This is a genomic window from endosymbiont GvMRE of Glomus versiforme, assembly GCF_003546845.1.
Genome location: NZ_NWVA01000002.1, coordinates 545,416 through 565,762, shown reverse-complemented (window position 1 = coordinate 565,762; position 20,347 = coordinate 545,416). Strand labels below are relative to the sequence as shown.

The 20,347-nt window shown below is 30.9% G+C and carries 10 protein-coding genes; 5 read left to right on the top strand and 5 right to left on the bottom strand.

Annotated elements, in window-relative coordinates; genetic code table 4:
* Positions 1-38 precede the first annotated feature (38 nt).
* Genes GvMRE_RS06560 through GvMRE_RS06550 form a run of 3 tightly spaced genes read right to left on the bottom strand, consistent with a single transcriptional unit; the run spans position 39 to position 11,016 of the window.
* Positions 39-7,886, bottom strand: coding sequence for a DnaJ domain-containing protein (locus GvMRE_RS06560; RefSeq protein ID WP_147410428.1), 7,848 nt, complete (start codon positions 7,884-7,886; stop codon positions 39-41).
* A gap of 54 nt (positions 7,887-7,940) precedes the next feature.
* On the bottom strand, positions 7,941-9,011 hold the full coding sequence (locus tag GvMRE_RS06555) for a hypothetical protein (RefSeq protein ID WP_147410427.1): 1,071 nt from the start codon (positions 9,009-9,011) through the stop codon (positions 7,941-7,943).
* A 10-nt stretch (positions 9,012-9,021) separates the two neighbouring features.
* Positions 9,022-11,016 (bottom strand): Ulp1 family isopeptidase, encoded by a 1,995-nt coding sequence (locus GvMRE_RS06550; RefSeq protein ID WP_147410426.1) that lies wholly within the window; start codon positions 11,014-11,016, stop codon positions 9,022-9,024.
* Between the two features lie 435 nt (positions 11,017-11,451).
* Between GvMRE_RS06550 and GvMRE_RS06545 the strand changes: the two genes are divergently transcribed.
* From GvMRE_RS06545 to GvMRE_RS06535, 3 genes are all read left to right on the top strand, one after another.
* The gene (locus GvMRE_RS06545; RefSeq protein WP_147410425.1) at positions 11,452-11,802 is read left to right on the top strand and encodes a type II toxin-antitoxin system RelE/ParE family toxin; all 351 of its coding nucleotides are present in this window, start codon (positions 11,452-11,454) and stop codon (positions 11,800-11,802) included.
* Between the two features lie 11 nt (positions 11,803-11,813).
* Positions 11,814-12,140 carry a HigA family addiction module antitoxin gene (locus GvMRE_RS06540; protein WP_147410424.1) on the top strand — a complete coding sequence of 109 codons (327 nt, stop codon included), beginning with the start codon at positions 11,814-11,816 and terminating at the stop codon, positions 12,138-12,140.
* Positions 12,141-12,246: 106 nt separating this feature from the next.
* A complete protein-coding gene (locus tag GvMRE_RS06535) occupies positions 12,247-13,332 on the top strand; it encodes a nucleic acid/nucleotide deaminase domain-containing protein (protein WP_147410423.1) in 1,086 nt (361 codons plus the stop codon).
* A 168-nt stretch (positions 13,333-13,500) separates the two neighbouring features.
* On the opposite strand, the gene GvMRE_RS06530 is transcribed toward GvMRE_RS06535, so the two are convergent.
* Positions 13,501-13,782: a hypothetical protein gene (locus tag GvMRE_RS06530; protein ID WP_147410422.1), complete on the bottom strand. Its 282-nt coding sequence runs from the start codon at positions 13,780-13,782 to the stop codon at positions 13,501-13,503.
* A 123-nt stretch (positions 13,783-13,905) separates the two neighbouring features.
* On the opposite strand from GvMRE_RS06530, the gene GvMRE_RS06525 reads away from it, so the two are divergent.
* Entirely contained in the window at positions 13,906-16,734 is a 2,829-nt protein-coding gene (locus GvMRE_RS06525) for an HsdM family class I SAM-dependent methyltransferase (RefSeq protein ID WP_147410421.1), read from the top strand.
* Between the two features lie 211 nt (positions 16,735-16,945).
* Positions 16,946-18,613: an arginine--tRNA ligase gene (gene argS, locus GvMRE_RS06520; RefSeq protein WP_147410420.1), complete on the top strand. Its 1,668-nt coding sequence runs from the start codon at positions 16,946-16,948 to the stop codon at positions 18,611-18,613.
* Positions 18,614-19,109: 496 nt separating this feature from the next.
* Here the strand turns inward: argS and GvMRE_RS06515 are convergent, their stop codons facing one another.
* Positions 19,110-20,333: a hypothetical protein gene (locus GvMRE_RS06515; protein WP_147410419.1), complete on the bottom strand. Its 1,224-nt coding sequence runs from the start codon at positions 20,331-20,333 to the stop codon at positions 19,110-19,112.
* Positions 20,334-20,347 lie beyond the last annotated feature (14 nt).

Below are 20,347 nucleotides of genomic sequence, written 5' to 3'. Positions count from 1 at the left end.
AATACTTCAATATTTTTGTAGTTTTTTATTCTTGGTCTTTATTTTTTACTTATTCTGTTTCATGCTCCTTTGACAATTAAATAAACAAAAGCACTAATAACACTTATTCCAAGAGAAATTACAACTATTCAGACTGGTGTTGAATTTTCCTTATTTTTCTCTGAGGATTGAGCGTCCGTGACTATTGCTGCTAATTGTTTATTTTTAATTACTCGCTGCTGAATTTTACCAAGTAATTTATTTGTTTGTTGAAGAATTTCTTTACTATTATCTGCTTCCTCAATTGCAATTCACTCTTCTTCATCTTTTAATTCTCCTATAAGAAAATTTTGTTGTTCTCAATTTTTACTGATGATTTTCTTAGAACTTTGCTTAATTTCTTCAACTCTCTCAACTCTCTCAACCAACAATTTTATAAATAAATCTGTTGATTCTTTAACAGCCTGCTCTTTTTCCTCTTTTGTGTTCGACTCAGCCACTTTTTTATCAAATAACCGAACAACATCTTTAATTTTTTCCACTAAAATATCGTCTTCTTCAATGCTAGCCAAAGAAGGTTTTTTCGGAGGTTTAGAGAAACTTAAATTATCTTTCCCGACCGAAGAACTATTTCCTTCTCCGACATCATAATTGAATAAAGCGATAGTTGAAGAATGACCAGAGCCACCACCATCTCCTCCATTGCTAGACGAATAATTACTATTGTCTTCAATTGATCTGCTCGGTTCATAATTATTTGAAGTTGACCGAGAAACTGGTTGATTATCAATGCTTTCATTATTTTGATGAGACTGAGAGTCTGAAGAATAAGAATATTCTCTTCTTAAATTTTGTTCAACTATTTGAAGAGCCTGATGCCTAGTTATCTCCAAAGGATTAAACTTATAACCGCTTAGGTTTGCATACTTATTATCAGTCACTGTTTGGGTATCGTGAATCTCTTCACTATTCCCATTTCAACCATTATCATAAGCAATGCGAGCATTTTTCGGGGTGAAATGCTTTTTAACTCAGTCAAGAGTTTCTTCATTTCTAACATTAAAAATTCGAGTACAATCAGCACCAGTTAAGTTACTTCCTGGTGCTTGAACAAAACTGACATGGTAAGCATCATATTTATTATTGACCAAAGGATCTATGCCATCCTCATAAGTAGTACCGTCTCAGGTAATTTTTCCTTGATTTGCAGTGTTAGCATTTCCTAAACAAATAGGACTCCAATGTTTATTATAAGCAGACCATGCATCCCGAGCATCAGCAAATTTTTCATACCAACCATAAATCTCATTAAATGTTAATGTATTATTATCACTATCAGTTTGGGAGAAAACATGACAATAACTAGCCTTAGCAAAGGATTCATTTTCTCAATCATAGTCTTTTCAGCCTGCTCCTAAATCAATTTTCTTACCACCATCATTAGTAATTTGGATTTGGTCTGGACTAGTTCACCCTTGTTGGAAAGCCTTAAAAGCTTGTTTAGCATCAATTAAATGGCTACCATCAGGACTAGATTTACGATAATCTAAAATATTAGCATCAGTAAGTTCATCAATAGGTTCTTGGTCGCGAAAATCATGAATGAAAAGTTTGTTCTTTAGAGCATTTTCTAACTCTCCTTCATTTGTTAAATTATAACTTCTTCCAGCAAAATTCGCTATTCCTCCATTAATCTCTCTCGCAAGAATTTTATGGCTGTAAGCCTTAGCAGCAATTTCTGCAGAATCTAATCCACTATTGGTAAGATAAGCGTCAATTGTATTATTATCAATATCATTGTTTTCCACACGGATTTTAAACTCTTTTCGGAAAACTAATTTTGTTTTTTTGTCACTTAAGGAATTTTTAAGATCGCTGATTTTCTTGCCAGTTGGCAATTCTAATCTATAAAAATTTAAATCATTCTCTAAATCACTAATTTGGCTAGTCAACTCAGTTTCAGTATTCCTAATATCCTCTCATTTTTCAATGAATTGGCTGAACCTATCTGCCTCTTTTTCGACTAAAGTTTGCGGAGTTTGATTGCAGAAAGAATTGATGATTTTTTGTCTAATTACTTCTGGCTCAGCAAGTGTTAGGATAAGAGGACGAGTTGGATTATAAGAAATCTCTTCGTAAGTTTTTTTTAATTTCTCCCAGGTATTGGCATCGTTAATTTCTTCAATTAAATCTTCATATTTTTTTAATTTCTTGTACCGTTCTTCCCGTCTATTTTTTAAAAAGAATAATCGCTTATTCGTGGGCAACAAATCCTCGCGTAAACCCTGTATTTTAATGTCTAAATCTGCTCCTTCTGCCAAAAGAAGAAAGTCTGTTCCTTTTGCAATAGCAGTATTTATCTCTTCTCATTTTTTTTCTTCCGCTTTTAGTTCGTTAATTCGAGTTTGAACTTTGTCTTTTCAACCAACATTTTCGATTTGGATTTCAATTTGATTCAAAGCAATTTTTTCTTCAATTGCTCCTGAGTTACTAATTCTTTCTAGTTCTTTGACAGCATTAGTGATTCTTACATGTTCAGGTTCGGTATCGTTCATTCTAGCCCAAAGAGTTTTAAAACTATCTTTAATCTTTCGTTTAACATCATCTCATTTTTTTTGACGAGACTCTCGAATTTCTTTTTGCTTTTCTTTAATATTAGCTTTAGACATACTTTCTAGGAAGTTTTCTTCCTGGCTAGTTAAACCAAAAGGAATGTTAAAATTATTTCACGGTTTACCCATATCATCTTCCAATAGAGCCAAAGCACGAATTAGTTTCAATTCCTTATTATCAACATCATTTTTCTTACTCTCATAAGCATTTGATTCTACATCGCTAAGAGAATTATTATACTCAGGTATTAATTTTTTTAAATTTTCTAAATCAGTTTTTAAATCTTCACGTCTGTCAGCAGTCGCCTTACTAATAAGTTCTTGGAGAGAATTTTCAGCCATGATTACTTGGCGTTTTTCCTTAATTTCTTTTAGAGTTATTTCCAAAGCATTTAATTTTTCTTGTTCGCTACTTTTATAGAGAATGTTATTTATTACGTTAGTTAAATCATTATAGAGAACTGATGGATTTTCGCAAATAAGTGCATTATTTATCCCTTTTTCTACAATATCTTTAAATACTGAATCACGAAAACTAATTACTTTCTCGGGAGTTTCTTTTTGACTTAGTTCTGTAAGAAACTCAGGATAAGTTAATTCTTGGGTACCAACCCTAAAAATTTCTAATGATTCATCTAAAAATAATTTAGCTCTTCTAACTACTCTTTGTGCTTCTTCCTTATTGATAGTTTTAAGTATTTTTTGAAGATATTGTCTTACTGTTGTGCTTTCATTTCAACTTATAAAAATTGATGATTTTTCTTTGTCTAGTTGGGAAGAAATTTTTCTTCTTTGGTCGACAGAAATTTCTCTTCCGTAAATATCTTTTAAAAATTGGGGATTATGACGATTATTTTGAAGAAATTCTTTTAATTCATCAAATCACGTTTCAACATCTTTTTTATAATTTCCTAACACTAACCCTGACTTTTTGGTTCTCTTTTTATTCCAAAGTGTTTTTGCGTCTTTGTTTAAATCATATTCTCCGGGATAAAAATTTCCAGTGCTTCTTTGGTTTTCTTCAAACTTGGCTTCGTTAATTAAGTTCACCAAACGTTCTTGCTCGCTATTAATTTCTTCCTTAGTAAGTTTGGATTTAATAATACTTTGCCAATTAATAAGAACTTGCTCTTTAGTTTTGCCATCAATTTCTCCACTGACATCTTGATTGTCACTTCAACAAGTATTTATGGTTGTAATAGCCACCGTATGTCAACTTTCACGAGTTGTTTGAATTGTTTTCTCTTTAACGATTAATTTAATTAAGTGTTCACGCTTGGTATCAATGTCAACTTTTTCCGTTTTGGCAAGAATTTCTTCTTCTCAACCAATCGATAAGATATCAACTAAAGTTTTACCATTTACCTTGTTATTGCTATCAACTTGGCTTTCTCAGAAATCTCTTACTGCTTTAATAGAAGAATTGTGCAAAGCATTTTTATGATTTTCTTTTGCTTTAACTTGCCTGATTAAATTTAAATAATAATTTCACCTATCGATAATACTTCTTTTTCCAGTCCGCTTTTTAATATCTTTTTCCCACGTATCTGGTAGTAAGCTATCATTAAGTACTTCTTCCTTGCTTTTTCCATCGATTTTATCGTTAGTCTGCTTCTCATTTCAATATTCATTAATTCTATTAATTGCATTATTTTGTAAATCTGTGTCGGTTTTTTTAGCATCTGTGATTTTTTTGATAAAAGCATTTTTTTTAGTTTTGATATCATCGTTTTTTTTTAAACTGTCAAAATCACTTTGTCAACTTCCATCCAAAACTTCTGTGATAGTCTGATCATTGATTTTGTTTTCAGCAGTAACGTTTTCATTTCAATGCTCTTCAATCTTTTCAATTGCAACTTTTTGCCACCCCACTATTTCTCTGGTTTTTTCTGTATCAATTAATTCTTTTAAGCAATTCTTTTCAGTGTTAATTTCCTCCACAGTTGGCTTGTTTTTAAGAATTTCTTCTCAATCCAAAGGAAGAATGCCAGTTTTGTCTTTACCATTAATTTTACCATCAGTAGTCTCGCTATTTCAATAGTTATTCACATACTCTATTGCTTCACGACTAGTATTTTCCAAGATAATCTTATTACGCTGATCATCCCAAGCTTTTTCTAGTTTATCACGAGTTTTCTCTCCATCTAAGTTAGTTCAATCTAAATTGTCAATCTCGGTTTTGTAATCAGCATTAGCATCCTTTTCTTTACCAATTTTTTCTAAAAGTTTTTCATATTCTTCAATTGCTTGCTGTTTTTTAGCAATTATTTTAGTTTCTTGCACTTTTCAAGCATTTTCTAATTTTTTTTTACTTCTGTCACCAGGTAAATCTTGATAATTAAAACTATTGATTTGGTTATTGAGTCCTTGTAATACAACCAAATCGACAGCATTATTTATATCATCATTTAATAATTTATCATAAGTTATTTTTCGATGTTCTGCTCTTTTCTCTCTCTCTTGAGCCTCTTTTTTCTCCTTGGCTAATCTTTCTAAAACAACCCGTCGATTTCTTTTGGCAGTTTCTATTTTTTCCTGTGTGCGACCACCGCGTAAACCTTGGCAATTTAATTGGTCTAAGGAAATTTCTTCAGGATTAGCACTTGCTTCAATTTCTTTTAATAAGTCGTCATAGGCTTGTTCTTGCTGGGCTAATTCTTTTTCTTTTCTGGCTTTTTCTTCTTGCTCTTGTTTTTCACGAGTTTCCTGTTCTGCCTTTTTAGCAGCCTTCTCTTCAACAAGGCGAGCAGCGACTTCGGCGACCAAACGCTCTTGTTCTAATCTTTCTGCTTCTAATCTAGCAACTTCGCTTTCTTGATCCTGATTAATCAACAATAATGCCTTTATTCTCCTTTTATTTTCCGTAAGCAAGCGAGCAGTAATTTCCCCTTCCACTTTTAATAAATCTTGCTGTTCTTGTGGTAAACTGGTAAAAGCCTTTTTAGTTTCCTCTTCAATCTCTTTTTTTAATATTTCGACCAAGCCTTCTAGAACTTTTTTGATTCTTGCTACTAGCACTTCATCACTACCGCTAGAAGTAGAAATCTTTTCACAAATGTTTCTGACTGCTTTGGCTCGAATATCTTCGGCTTGTCCTCAATTATTAGCGTCAAATTTTAATTGTGCTTCATAATCTGAGCCTAAATCTAAACCATTTTTAATTTTTTTTAAATTAGAGGGGGTTTTTATAACACTTGGTTTAGCAAATTCAGCAAAAATTAAATCATCTAAATATTTAATAATGGCTTTTTTTTCGATTTCGCTAATTGGAGTAGATGTTAACTCATCATTAAAAGAAGAGCCGGAAGACCCTTCTATTTCCTCTTCTGCTAACTCCTGTTCTTTTTTTTCTAATTCTTTCACCAAAGTTTCTAATTGTTCTTTTAAATAATTCAATTCGCCTCCTTTTTGGGCAAATACGGATTGAATTACTTTCTCACCAACAATTACCTGTTTAGGTCCCCTTATTCCATTTTGTAATACTACTACTTCCGCTTTATAATTTTCTTCTTTTTCTAAATCAAGTAAACTGTCAAGTTTAGCCAAGAAATCCCTAATTTCCTGCTCATTTTTAGATGAAACAAGCAAATTATTACCTTCTTCTATTGTTTCCTCTATCCTCTTTAACAAACTAATCTTGACTTCTCTTACTTCACCAATTCTTCATAAAATTTCTTTGTAAAGGATTAACTCTTGCTTATTTACTTCGCTATTCCCTTTCATCATTAGTCCTTTGATTTCCAGTTTTTCGAGTTTTTTAATGCAATTAATTTTTCCTGGTTCGTCTAATTCTTCCCTAGTTAAACTAGGATTTTTAGATAATTCTTTTTCTTCAATTCTTTGAATAGTTTTTGAGCCACCACGTTTTTCACTTAGTTTTTTAGCTTCACTAATGAGTGTCCCAACATCATCAATAATTGATAAATAAAATTTGGTAAGTTCAATAGCCTCATATTGAGAAATTTCATCAAGAACCTCTTGGCAAAAATCTCCTATTCTTATTAATTCAACTTTTGCTCCTTTACGCTTATGAAATTGAGAATGTTCATCACGACCTCAACTTTTCCTACCATAATCATTTAAGTCTTCTCAGGTTAAATCGTTAAGTTTTAATTCATCTTGCAAAATAAGTTCAATACTTTTTTTAAACTCTTCATCAACCAACCCGCCAGATTTTTTGATTTTACTTAATTTTTTGCGATTTAAAAAACCTTCACTATCTCTCAAAAGACAAAGGTCATACTTTGTTCTCTTAACTTTGTCTGCTAAAACTTTATAAGCTTTATCCATTAACTCAAATCCTTCTTTATTTCCTCCTGGTCTGTCAGGATGCAATTCTAAAGAAAGTTTTTTATGTTTTCTCTTAATTTCTGCCTGTGTGGCTGCTTCGGAAAGCCCAAGGTTTTCGTAATACCGATTAGATTTTTCTCTAACTACTGCTTCTTTGTTATTGTATTCTTCTAAAAGTCCAGTAATAATAAGTTTTCATCTTCCTAAGTCCGCTTCAGTTCCATTACTCATGCAATTGGCTCAATAATTTTCTTCTCCCTGATAAGAAGGATTATCTGAAAACATACTCATTTCAACATTAATAATATTTTTCAATAATAAAGGCTCGGGGTTTTTTTCTATTTCCTCACTTAATATTTTTATTTCTTTTGCTTTTAATAAATCCGTTTTTCAAAGAATAGATATTTTTGATGAATCTGTTCCCTCTCGTAGATTTTCTAAATGTTTTTCCCATTCGGAATCAGAAAAAAATTCTCCGTAATTTTGTCTTTCCTCTTCTCAAACTCTTTTTTTAGTTGCAGCCGATGAAATAGGCGAGCCATAATCGAAGTTAATTTCTATTCAATTCATAACAACCTCGTCGTTTGAACCTAAATTACGCATTAGATATAAATGATTAAGTCAATTATTATATATTTTCCTTTGCTCTGGTGAAGAATAGTATAACATTTCTTTGGCATCTAATCCAGTTTTATCAATATTTTTTTTTATGCTTTTTATGTCATAGGAAATAGCAAATTCTAAACTTTCTGCTACTTCCTCTTTTATAAGGTCTCCGAATTCTTCTTCAGAAAAACCAAAATATTTCTTTGTGGGTCATTCATCAGATAACATTTCATAAGCCTCTTGGATTCTCTTAAATTTGCTTTTACTTTCTTCGGAATTACCATTTTTTTCGGGATGATGTTGTAAAGATAGTTCTCGATAAACTTTTTTGATTTCAAGTTCAGTATTGTCTTGATTTAAACCAAGTATTTCATAGGCTTCGTTTTTTGTTACTGTCATATAAATATAAATTCCTTTCAAATAAATTTCTCTCTGCTGTTAAGCAGAGTTTTTTTAATAACCATTTCTCGGTGTCGCAGGCGGAGTTCCAACAAACGATTCAAATCGTTCCTGTTCCTCTTTTTTTTGTTGTTCTTCCATTTTCTCTCACTGTCTTTGGCTAGTCTCTAATTTGCCTATTTCAGTTTGTATCTTGCAAAGTTCTTCAACTTTCTCAGAACCAATTTTGGCAATTAACTTGTCTTTAGCATCCTGTAATCTATCTTTGACACGAAGGAAAGCTCTGCCCGCTTGGCTAACATCATCAAAAAGGGCAATATCAAAATCTTCTTGTTTTTCCAAAAAATTTTCTAAAAGAGATTGACTGTTTGCTAACTTCTCAACAATCTTAACTTTTAATTGATCTAATTCTTTTTTCCTCTCGACTAATTTTGCTTCCATAGTTCCTTTTAATTCTTGACTACGAAGTTCTTCTAGCGATTCAATTAAAAACTGTTTGTCCTTCCTTTCAGTTTTTAATTGTTTTTTAAGATTTTCCTGTTCTTTGAACAATTTTTGTGCTTTTTCAGGATTAATTCATTCATTTTCAACTTTGGTTTTTTCAGTTTGAAGACTAGTAAGTTGACTTTGTAATTGATTTGTTTTTGTTTCAGAATTGCGCAATTCTTGATTTACTCTGTTAATTTCTTGCTCTTTAGTTTGTATATTTTTCTCAAGTAAACTTATTTTTTCATCACCTTTTCTTTTTTCAAGTTGAAGGCTATCAAACCTGCTTTGTAAACTAGTGAGTTCTCCTTTTTTACCAGATAACTCCTGATTTATTTTATTAACATCTTCTTTCTTCTTTTTAAGATCTTCTTCTAATATGCTTAATCTTTCAATATTTTCCGCTTTTTCTTCTCAAAGTTCTTTAATCATTAATGATGAATAAACTCTTTCAAATTCATGTCCGCCATTATTAATTCCTTGGATGATTTCTGAAGAATCCTGCACAAAATCTCCGGGGGTGGAAAGTTCATAAATTTCTCCTTTTTTAAATTTATTGCTACCAGTAAAGAAAGTAGAGTAGAAATTTAATTCCTCTTTTTCACTACCAGCAATTACTTTAAATTTCTCGTAACGCATTGTCCCATTCTTAAGGTCTGCACCTTCCCATTCTAATATATATATATATATTTTTTCCATTTTCTATAATATTTTTATTTATTGTCATAATGTTAGTATTTTTATCGCGCGCGCGGAAAGTAGACACATTTTTTTGACTGGTACCACCAATTTTGTCTAACCTACATCATTCATTTTCTCCAATTTTTTGCTTTCATTCTTCTCTAAATTCTTGACATTCTTGCTCAGTAATGTTTCTATTTAAGGCTAAATTACCAGTTTCCAATATTTCCTGAATGTATTTAATGAGATAAACCCCACAATCATAATTATTGTTTTGCTTAGCACCATGGATTATTTGGATATTATTAGAAGCATTTTGGTTTATTAATTTGGTAATTAAAGGTTTAATTTGTTCTACTTCATTTTCTACTCCTGGACCAGAAGAAGTATAATAAACTCGTTTATTTCCTTCGTTGTTTTCTAAAATAAACATGCCTCAATGATTTCCGGATACTCTTAACGGGAAAATAGTATAGCGATAGGGATTAATTGCTAATTCCCGTAAAAGATTAGTTATATCTAATGTTTGGCTATTTCTAGTTCAGTGAAAAGCATTATAGATATTGGCAATATCTGTTCTAATTTGTCAATTTCTATTATTTTGGTTTTGTCTGTTTAAGGATTGTTGAATATTTTCATGTTTTAGAATGTATTCAATATTGTCGTCGGTTAGTCAACCGGTATCTAATTCTTCATTAGTAGCATGTGTTCGCCCAATATCAATAATAATTGTTTGCTCAGCTTCGCTCAAAGGAACTTCTCAAAGAGTGTCACCATCACCTACAAGCGGATTGCAAAATAAACATCTATCTTCTACAAACTTGTCAAATTCTCTTCCATTACGCAAGTTATAAGTATCTCCAGTTATTTTACACTTAAAAGTTCCCACGAATTTATCACCATCAATTGGATTATTGCTTATATCATTATAATTTACTCCTAAGTTATACAGCAAATTCATATTTGTTCCACTAATACCTTCAATTCCTCTGTCGAGATAATTATTAATAATCGTATCAACTTCATTTCAGTGGCGATCTAATCGGTTTCCTGGAAGACGAAACGATTTGAATTGAGTTGCAAATTCATCACTATTGGTTGTCATAGATAGAATATATTTTACATCCACTTGAACTCTGTGAGTTAGATTTTCTAGTTTTCTTAGTTCATTAATCAATTCTCGAAAACTTGGTCTTAAATTAAAAGAAAAAATTGCATCACCTGGAAAATAATTACTTTGAAAAAGTCTTTCCGCTATATTTATTTTCTCTTCACGGCTAATTTCTTCTTTTAAAAAACCAAAACGACTTTCAAGGTATCAATCAGCATAGCTTTCTTCTGTTTGTATTCATCATCTGTAAATTAATTCTCTTTCTTTTTTCTTAATTAATAAAACCTTTTGCTGCTCTTCGGTTAACTGTTTGATAATCCTGTCTAGTTCACGATAAATTTCTGTTTTTACTTTACTTCCTATCAAGGAAATTTTATTATTGAGAAAAGGAAGATTTTTTTCTCGGACTTTTTTCAATTCCCAAAGTCAAACAGACTTGGCTTCTCAATCAGTCTCAGTGTTTATTTTTTGGGCGATATCTCTGATATAGTCTACCAAGAAAAAGCTGTCATCAAGTATAGGACTTAACTCTTTTTGCTCTCTTTGAAAAGAAAGATTCTCAACTTCCTGTAAAGTTTGCTGGACTAGTTCTTCCCAGTTTTTTTCTGTAACAATTTTGGCTTCTTTGATGGCTGCTAGCAAGCGATTTTTTTCGGCAACCAATGTTTCACCATCTAAGTTAAAAAATTTAGTTTTTCAATTTTCTCCTAACACCGCCTTTTGTTGATAGGTTCGAAGATGAGCTTGGAACCAGGATTGCTGAATTTCATTAATAGCTATGCTAATTTTTCGAGAGTTAGTACTTACTTTTTCACCATTAGAGGAAAATAAGCCTGATAGAGTCAAAAACATAATTTATAAAGTATAATTAATTTATAACCTATCTTGTAATTTTTTTTATATTGATTAAAAAAATGCTCAAAAATGTCTTCAAAGTATACAAATATGTTTTCAGCCTGTAATTAAAATTTATCCAAGGCTTTGACGACAATTTAACATTAAAACTAATTAACCAATAAATACTTTAAATGGTAAAAGATTTGATGCTTTTGATTGAATCCTGCTAAGAAAGCCGCTAATTTTAGGTCTTATTTAGCCAGGGGTGATTTTAAGAATTGTTAAAATTTCCTTAAATGGCAAATCCCCTTGAACTCCTTGGCAAAAATAAAAACTGAATCAAACTCAAAGGCATCCAAGACTGAAAAAACACTAATGATAATACCATTTGAAAAATCATGTAAAAATTATATAGAGGGTTAAAACCAAGGGCGACAATCATCCAAATATATGTCAACCCTAAAAACAAATTCTAATATAAATAAAAAACAAAGATTTAAAAATAAAGACACTGAAAACTTTTATTTAGGAGAAAAGGTTCTCAAATTCCAAGAACTTAGCAAAAGTGATAAGCAAGACGCTCACCGAAAAGTAGTCTTGGTGCGGCAAGCTAAAAACTGAAAAGAAATTATTTTGTATTTTCCTTTTGGTGCCAGTGGCAGCAGATTAGAGAAATTAAGCAAAAATCAGTTCAGCATTAGATTAAGCAAGCAGTATCGTTTACTATTTAAATGAGATAAAAAAAAGCAGTTTGCTTACGATATCGAAATTAATCCTCACAATAAACGCTATGGTAAGTAAAAATACTTATTATGGCAAAAGATAAAGATTTACATCCCATTCACCCTGGCGAAATCTTACGGGAGGAATTGTTAAAAACTTATCAAATTACTCCTCACCAATTAGCTCAAAGCATTCAAGTAGAAAAGAATATTATTGAAGAACTAATTAACGAGCAAAGAAATATTACTCCTGAACTTTCTTATCGTCTTGGCTGCTATTGAGGATTAAGAGAGGATTATTGACTAGATTTACAAAAGCATTATGAGTTGGAAAACTGAAAAGAGCAGCAGGAACTAGACAGAATTCAAAAGCAAATCCACCCTCATCCCCGCAAAGAACAATTAAGGGCAAATTAGTAAAAACTTCCTATATGACTAAAGATTTTCAACAGCATAAACCTAAATATGAAACTCGCACATATAATCCACGCATAGAGTAATGCGAGTGTAAAAAAAATAACATATGACAAAAGATCAAATAGAAATAGAAAATATCCAAAACAAAATAAAAGCAGTTGTCAATTCATTTGCCGAAATAGAAAGAGACGAGAATGGAAAACATTTGCGTGCTAGTATCGAACCAAAAAAAAACGAAATCAACAATCCCCAGTTTAAGCATCTTGACACTTTGGCTAGATTATTCACTACTCCGCAGGAAGACCACGTGGCTGTTTACTATAACGGAAAAAAAATAATGATTGCTAGCAGTCAAGCCAAGCCAAAAGCAGCAAAAGAAACTTTGGAAGTATTAAGCAAATTTGCTGGTGTTCCTTCCTTAGAAAACTATAAAGAATTAGTAAAGTTAGCAATTAGAAATATTTATCTTTGGTTAGAAAAAGACGCAAAAAAATCAACCCTATTAGAAGTTTCTTTAAAAGAAGCACAATTAAACGTTTTTAAATCATTTAAATCATTAATCCAAGATTACTACGAAAAGATAATAAAAAACCAAGAAGAATTAACGCCAGAAAGATTAGAAAAAATGAAAACTTGTGCCAAAGAACTTTTTCAAGAAATAAAGAGTTTAGAAAGCAGCGAGAGTGAAACCAGGGATTTTATGTGAGACTACTTAATACCATTTGATGATGCCAACATTATCGCTAATGCTATTCAAACAAAAGAATTAGGTGAAGAAATAGTTACTGCTATCAAAAATCCTAATGAGTTAGCAGATTTCATTGCGGGTAAGGAAGGGATGCATCCCGAAATGAAAATAATAAATAAACTTTGCCAAATTGGGTTCCAACCAGCAGAATTCTCTTATCTTGGTTCAAGTAAATTAGTTTGTATGCCTTGCCATTTTGCCCTTGGGGTGATTAATAAAACTAGATTTAATGAAAAGTTGCTAGTGGCAGGTACTCACGGAAGTACTTACCCGAACTGAATAATACCAACTAATTTTTCCTTGGTCGAGCAACAGGAAATACTTGAAAAAATTGAAGGATGCCGCCATAAAAGACTTGCTGATTGAGAATTGTCAACTGCGGACTTTGGACAATGAGAAGCCCTAATTCGTCAAACCGAACTACCATCCCCAAATAAAGGATAAGAGTATAAAAGAAACCAAAAATCAGGCTCAAATTTTACAATCTCAATTCCGTTGCCTTTTAAACCTAAATAACGAAAACCAAACCCTAGAAAATTATTCATGAGAAAGGGTATGTTTATTTCTTAGCCACACAAGTCTTTAAGTTAATCAGCCAAAAAAAATACTTCTCTAAGCACTAACCCAAAATAGAGGTCCAAATTCAAGACTGCCAGCAAAAAAAGCCAATCATTCACAAAATTGCTTTATCTGATGCTTTTTCAATCTTTGCTCATCAAATCTGCCCAGCAAATTTTTCTTTAAACAACTATTACAAATATATTTCTCTTGGTCAGTAGGCTTTTCAATTCAGCATCCTCATTTGTTTTTTATTTTTGATTGTGGATAATTTTCGTGATAAAATATTTCTTCTACTGGGTGATGATTTGGTAATAATTCGTTGGTTTTCGTCAAAATCTATAAATAAATTTTAGAGTTTTTTTTAAAAAAATCAAGCGAATAAAAATTAATTAATGACAAAAACAATTCCCTAAACCTTTGGCAAAACCAACTGAAAAACTAAAAACTTATACTAACATGTCAAGTGACACCAAAAAGGCAACTTTTGTAAATTATTTTTCTTGGATTTGCTCTAATTTTAAACTAACTAGCAATGGTGAGGACGAATATTTTTATGTTGAAAAGAGTAATGAAATAAAAATAGATTTAAAAGCAAAAAAGTGATCATTTTTGGGCGCTAAGTCTGACAGAAACACAGTTTGAAATTTAAACCTAGAAGAAAATATCATAACGATGATTTTGGTCCTAAAATTACTACAAGCAGGTTACTCAAAGGAAAACATAATTCTAGAAAAATCTTTTGCATTAGGTCACCAAAAAAAAAGTGGCTATGTTGATATTTGGCTACATAAAGATAAAAAGCAAATTATATGCATTGAGGTCAAAACTTCAAAAGAAATAAATAATTATTTGAATGTAAATGGGAAGCAAATCAGACAACTATTTACTTATATCTTCCAAGAAAAAAATATCAAAATTGCTTCTTATTACAGTTTTGACCTAACTTCTAAAAGCGACTGTTTTTATAATGTGGAAGTTGATGATAATTTGAAAAATGCTCTCAATCCTGAAGATTTATTTGACAAATGGAATAAAATATTTAACGAAAAAAATCTTTTGTATTACAAGCCCTTTGATATTAGAATTGATGAAAAGAAATATAAAGACCTAAAGGAAATTACTGTCAAAGACTCTAAAATTTTATTTAATCAGTTTTTGACTATTTTAAGAATCAATGCAATTTCAGACAAGTCCAACGCTTTTGATAAAATCATAAATCTTTTCATTGCTAAAGTTTTCGATGAATTAGGCGAAGACAAGGAATTCAGCATAAAATCAAAAAACGATATCATAGTCAAATTCGAAGGCTTAAAGTTTCAACATCTAGAAGGTGTTGACACTGATGAGAGTTTTATGAAAAGACTTTATGATCTTTACAAGGAAGGGATGCAAGAATATTTAAAAAAAGAAATAATAGATTACTCCGATCCTGAAATAGAAATTACTCTAAATTCAAAGAAAAGCCAAAAAATTTTAAAAATGATCGACAATCTAAGGCTAAAAAAAGATAATACTTTTGCTTTTATTGAGGTTTTTGATGACAAGACATTTGAAGAAAATTGCTTGATTGTCAAAGAAGTTGTAGGTTTGTTTGCTAACTTCAAATTTAGGTATAATACCAAGTCAAAATCTCTGGGAGAATTTTTTGAGGACTTATTAAACACATCTTTAAAACAAGAAGCTGGGCAGTTTTTTACCCCTTACCCTATTGTAGACTTTATGATAAACTCTCTACCAATTTCGAATATTATAAAAAAAAATATCCAACAAAACAAAAACGAAATACTCCCCTTTTTCATTGATTATGCTTGTGGCTCTGGTCACTTTTTAATAAGTTATATGAACAGGATTCAACAAGAACTCGATAATTGGGAAACAAAAGAGATTACTAATAATAGTGTAAAAAACAAGTTAAATTCATATAAAACTGCAAAGTTTTTCTGAGTTAAAGATTATGTTTTTGGGATTGAAAAAGATTATCGTCTAGCCAAAACCGCTAAAATCTCTTTATTTTTAAATGGCGATGGCGAAGCACAAATATTGCACGCTGATGGTATTAACAAATTCTCTTGTGAAGATTATTCAAAAACTATACTGTTTTCTAATGAAAAAAAAAACGAAAAATTTGATTTCGTTGTTTCTAATCCTCCCTATTCCGTGCAAGGTTACATGAAAAATTTCGCAAGAAACAATATTTCTGAAAAAGATGGGTACTTTGAATTACTTGAAGAAATTAATGAAAAAGATGCAAGAATAGAGATAATGTTTGTTGAGCGCACTTACCAATTACTAAAAAAGGACAGATTTGCTGCCATAATATTACCACAATCATTTCTATCGCAGGAAAAATATGCAAAAACCAGAAAATGACTTCTAGAAAGATTTAATATCTTGTCAATGTTTTGCAGTGCGGATAACACTTTTGGCTATACTACTACTTCACCTTGTATTCTTTTCCTAAGAAAAAAATCACAAATTAGTAAACATTTGGATGAAGATTTGAATTACAAAGTTTTTTTGATTAACTCGCCAAAAATGTTTTTGGTCTCCAAAAACACAAAAGAAGTATTAAGCAAAGAAAGAGAATTTCTGGGCTATGAATTCAGCCAGTCAAGAAATAAAAGTGGAATTAAAATACTAAATGATAACCTTGTAAAAAAGTACTCTAATCAGGTCAATGAATTTTTTTTAAATCAAGAAGCAGATTATAATGATGATAACTCAAGAACAACTTCGATTAGTAACGTAATTCTAAAAGATGAAAAAAAAAACTTAGTCATTTACCCCCGATACAAAAAACCCGAGCAAGACAAAAAAGGATTTTATTTAAAAGATTTTTGCAGCATTAATAATAATGATTTTGATGAAAACCACGCAAAAAGTTTGAACTATATTGAAATCTCAAACATTCAAAACAACGAAATCACTGGTTCTTTTAAAAAAGGAAAGAAAAACTACAGGATTGCAAGAAAAGGAGACATTTTAATTTCTTCCTTGACCCCATCAAGTCGAAAAGTTGTACTTTTGACTGATAAAGATTACAGGGTTAGTAAGGCAATACACGTTTTAAGGTTTGGTAGCAATTATGTTTATAGAGATTATGTTTACAAATATTTGTTAGAAAACAGAAACAATGTTTTTGAAATTTGTAATTCCCTACTAGATGGCTTTAAAATAACTTATTCAAAAATCAATGAATTTAATTTAATGAACTACGTTTGAATTCAGGATGATGGCTCACTTGATGAAGACTTAGCAAACAAAAATTCTGCTCTAAGTAGTTAATTTTCGTGCTTAGCCAAGGCTTAATTAAACGAGTTTATTCTCATAAAATTTCTACAAAAAGTGAAAATTTCTATTCAAAGAGAATGCTTTCAAAATTTTTTTTTTTTTTACAAGTGAGGCGTTGTTTTTTTTCTTTCTGCTAAATCAAATACTTTTTTGGTTTTTTAATGGTATTCAGAAAGTCAACAAAAAATAAAATATAACAACCTACATGGACAAAGATAATATTATCAGTTCTTTGATTTCTCAATGAAAAATTTATGCTTCCCAAAATGGTCTAAAATGAAATCATTCTTTTTTGCAATGGAATCTTCCCTCGACAATTAAAGCTGATTTTGCTCTAAATTTGGCTCTTCCTTTGGCTCATAAAACTAACCAGCCGGCAAAAACTATTGCTGAGAAAATACTTTACTTGACTAAAGATAATAAATATTTACAGGGTGAAATTACTCCTCAAGGATACATTAATTTTCGTTTAACTGATGAATATTATTACCAGTTTCTCAAAAAAATCGTTATTGATGATTCATTCTCCGGAGAAAAATTTGGTCTTTCTGCTCGTTCCGAAAGTTCCGTTTTGCTGGAATATGTTTCGGCTAATCCTACTGGTTACCTTCATTTAGCCCATTTTCGTCACGCTATTATTGGCAATACTTTGGCTAATGTTTACCAATTTTGTGGCTATCAAGTTACTAAGGAATATTATATCAACGACCGTGGCGGGCAAATTACTTCTTTAATTAATTCTGTTTATTACTTTTATCATCTTTTACAAGGAGTTTCATCTCCCGCTGAACTAGAAAAAATAGAGTATTCAGGCAAATCCAGTCAAGAAACAGCCCAAAAATTAATAAAAAAATGAGGCAACAAATATATTAATAAAAAACTGAGTAATGAAGAGTTTAATGTTTGAAAAAAAGAAATTTTAGAATTAATTTTAACCAAAATCCGCCAAGATTTAGAAAAATGCGGAATTAAATTTGATAACTGATTTTCTGAAACTAGTTTATATGAAAAAAATCAACACCAAGAACTATTAGCCGAGTTAGAAAAAAAAAATTTAATTTATGTCCAAGAAGGGGCAACATTCTTTCGTAGCAATTTAGGCGACGACGACAAAGACCGGGTAATTATTAAGCAAGATGGCGACTATACTTATTTTTTTTCTGACATTCTTTATCATTTAGACAAATTAAAAAGAAGTGATAAGTTAATTAATGTTATGGGTGCTGACCATCATGGTTATATTTCTCGCTTAAAAAATTCTTGTCAGTTATTAGGCTATAAACCTGAAAACATTCAAATAATCTTAGTACAAATGGTTAGTTTGCTTACTAAGGAAGGCCAAACAGAAAGATTTTCCAAACGGGCTGGAAACACGATTGAATTAGAAGAAACTTTGGCATATATGGAAATGGACCAATTGAAATTTTTCTTGCTCGAAAAAGAAACTAATCAACCACTTGCCATTAATGTTGAACTACTAAAAGAAAATAAAGAAAAAACTCGTCTTTATTATATCCAGTACGCCCATGCTCGTTGTCATCAATTGTTAATGAAAGCCAAAGACAAAAAAATAAGTCTCAATTACGAAAATCTTAACCTAACTTGAGACCAGGAAGAAAGAAAAATTCTCAAAACTTTATTGCGTTTTTCCTTTATCCTTCAATTAATTATTGAGGAAAATAAACCTCATCATTTAATCTATTATCTCGCCGATTTAGCTCAAGTATTTCAAATTTATTACCAAAAAGAAATAATTATTGAAGTAAATAATCCCCTAAAAACACAACAAAAACTTTTTCTTGTTCAAGGAGTAAAAGAAGTTTTAAAAATTGGCTTAAACTTAGTCGGAATTACTGCTCCTGAAAGGATGTAAACATGAAATTTGATTTTTATTCTATTATGACGCGCCATGTTTCCACCGTGCTTACTTTAAAATTGTATTAAGAAATTGCGTGGAAAAGACAAGATTTATTAGCAGGAAAAATAAAAACTGTGACGCATGGATAAAAAAATTCTAAAAGTTTCAATGCAAGAATTAGAAAGATAAAACTTTCATCCTAAGAAAAAGTAATATCAATGCACATTGAATTTTATGCGTGGCATCAAGAAAAATTAATAGTAAGTTATAAGCATTTTTTTTTCTATAAAACATTGCTAATTTTAGCGTTTTTTCAATATATATTATTTTACTAATCTTCTAAAAACAACTAAAATTTGCTTACTAAAAAGGCTCGTTTTTTGCCCTTAACTATAAATTAAAATTTTGTTAGGAGGAAATATTTGGTAAAAAAAATAAAGGGTTTTTTTGGAAATTTGGGAAGTTATTAAAAAGTCTTGATAACAAAACTAAGCAACAAAAGCAAACTAACTTAATGCTTATTTTTATTGCTAGTAAAATTTTTCACTAACCAGCAAGCCAATCCTAAAACTGACCCAACTAAAAGTACAAGACCAACGATTAACAGTGTTGGCTTGCTATTTCTTGTTTTTGTCTGGCCTTCAACTAAGTTCCCACTGTTAATTGTTTGTGGTTTAAAAGAAGGGTGCTTCTTTTTTTCAAAAGGAACGATGCCGCCTTTACTACTATTATCATTTTCTTTTTCTTTATTAATACCTGACTCATATTTTAGTTTCTCCCTTTCGGAACCAAAATTCTTAGTCTGTTCTCCACCATTACCTCTTTTATTAAAATTTTCTTCTCTGGAGCTTTCATTTCGTGTTTGAGAAGAATTAGACGCAGTTGAATCCAAAGAATTTAAATATTCATCAGTTTTTTTTAAATGGTCTTTGGTATCTTCAGATAGTTTGTCTGTTTCCTCTTTTTTGTCTTCCGCTTCTTTGCGGAATTTCTCCTGCTGGGCTTTTTGTCTTTCTTTAGCTCCTTGAACCAATTTTTGCATAGATTCTTCTATTTCTCTAATTATCTTTTGTTGTTCTTGAAGTCACTTATTAGCTTCTTCTTGAGCCTTTTCCTCGGCAGTTTTGACTTCTTCTTCTAATTTTTCTTGCATTTCTCGTGCAACTCTTTCTCATTCTTCTTGTCTTTGCTGATCTTCACTAACCTCTCTAGTAAATTCCGTCTTTCATCTTTCATGTTCATCTCTTATTATTTTTATTCTTTCAGCTAAATCAAGCAAGGAATTCTTAAAATACTCAATTTCTTCTTTTTTGTTCTTGGAACGTATTTCTTCTCGTCAATTACTCCATCATTCAGCATTTTCTATTTCAGCAGCATTAGGAGGTAATTTTTCTTGTAATTCTCTTTCAATTTGAATAATTATTTCATTTTTGTAATTATCGAAAATTACCTTACCTCTTTCAACAACAGTCAACACAGTGTTTTTATACCTCTCCACTTTTTCTATTATATCATGGCAAGGACAATAAATATGCTGTAAATAATCCCGTCACGGCAATTCACAACGACACTGCTCAGTGCTTTGGGGAAATGAACTTTCAAATTCATCATAGTTAGTAAAGTCTTGGTCTTGACCAACTAGTCAAAATAATTCTCCTTCTCCTATTTTTGCTTCTTTTTGCTTTTGCAGTATTTCTTTAAATGCACTAGATTGTGCTGTTATTAAATCAACCATATTTTTACCTCTTC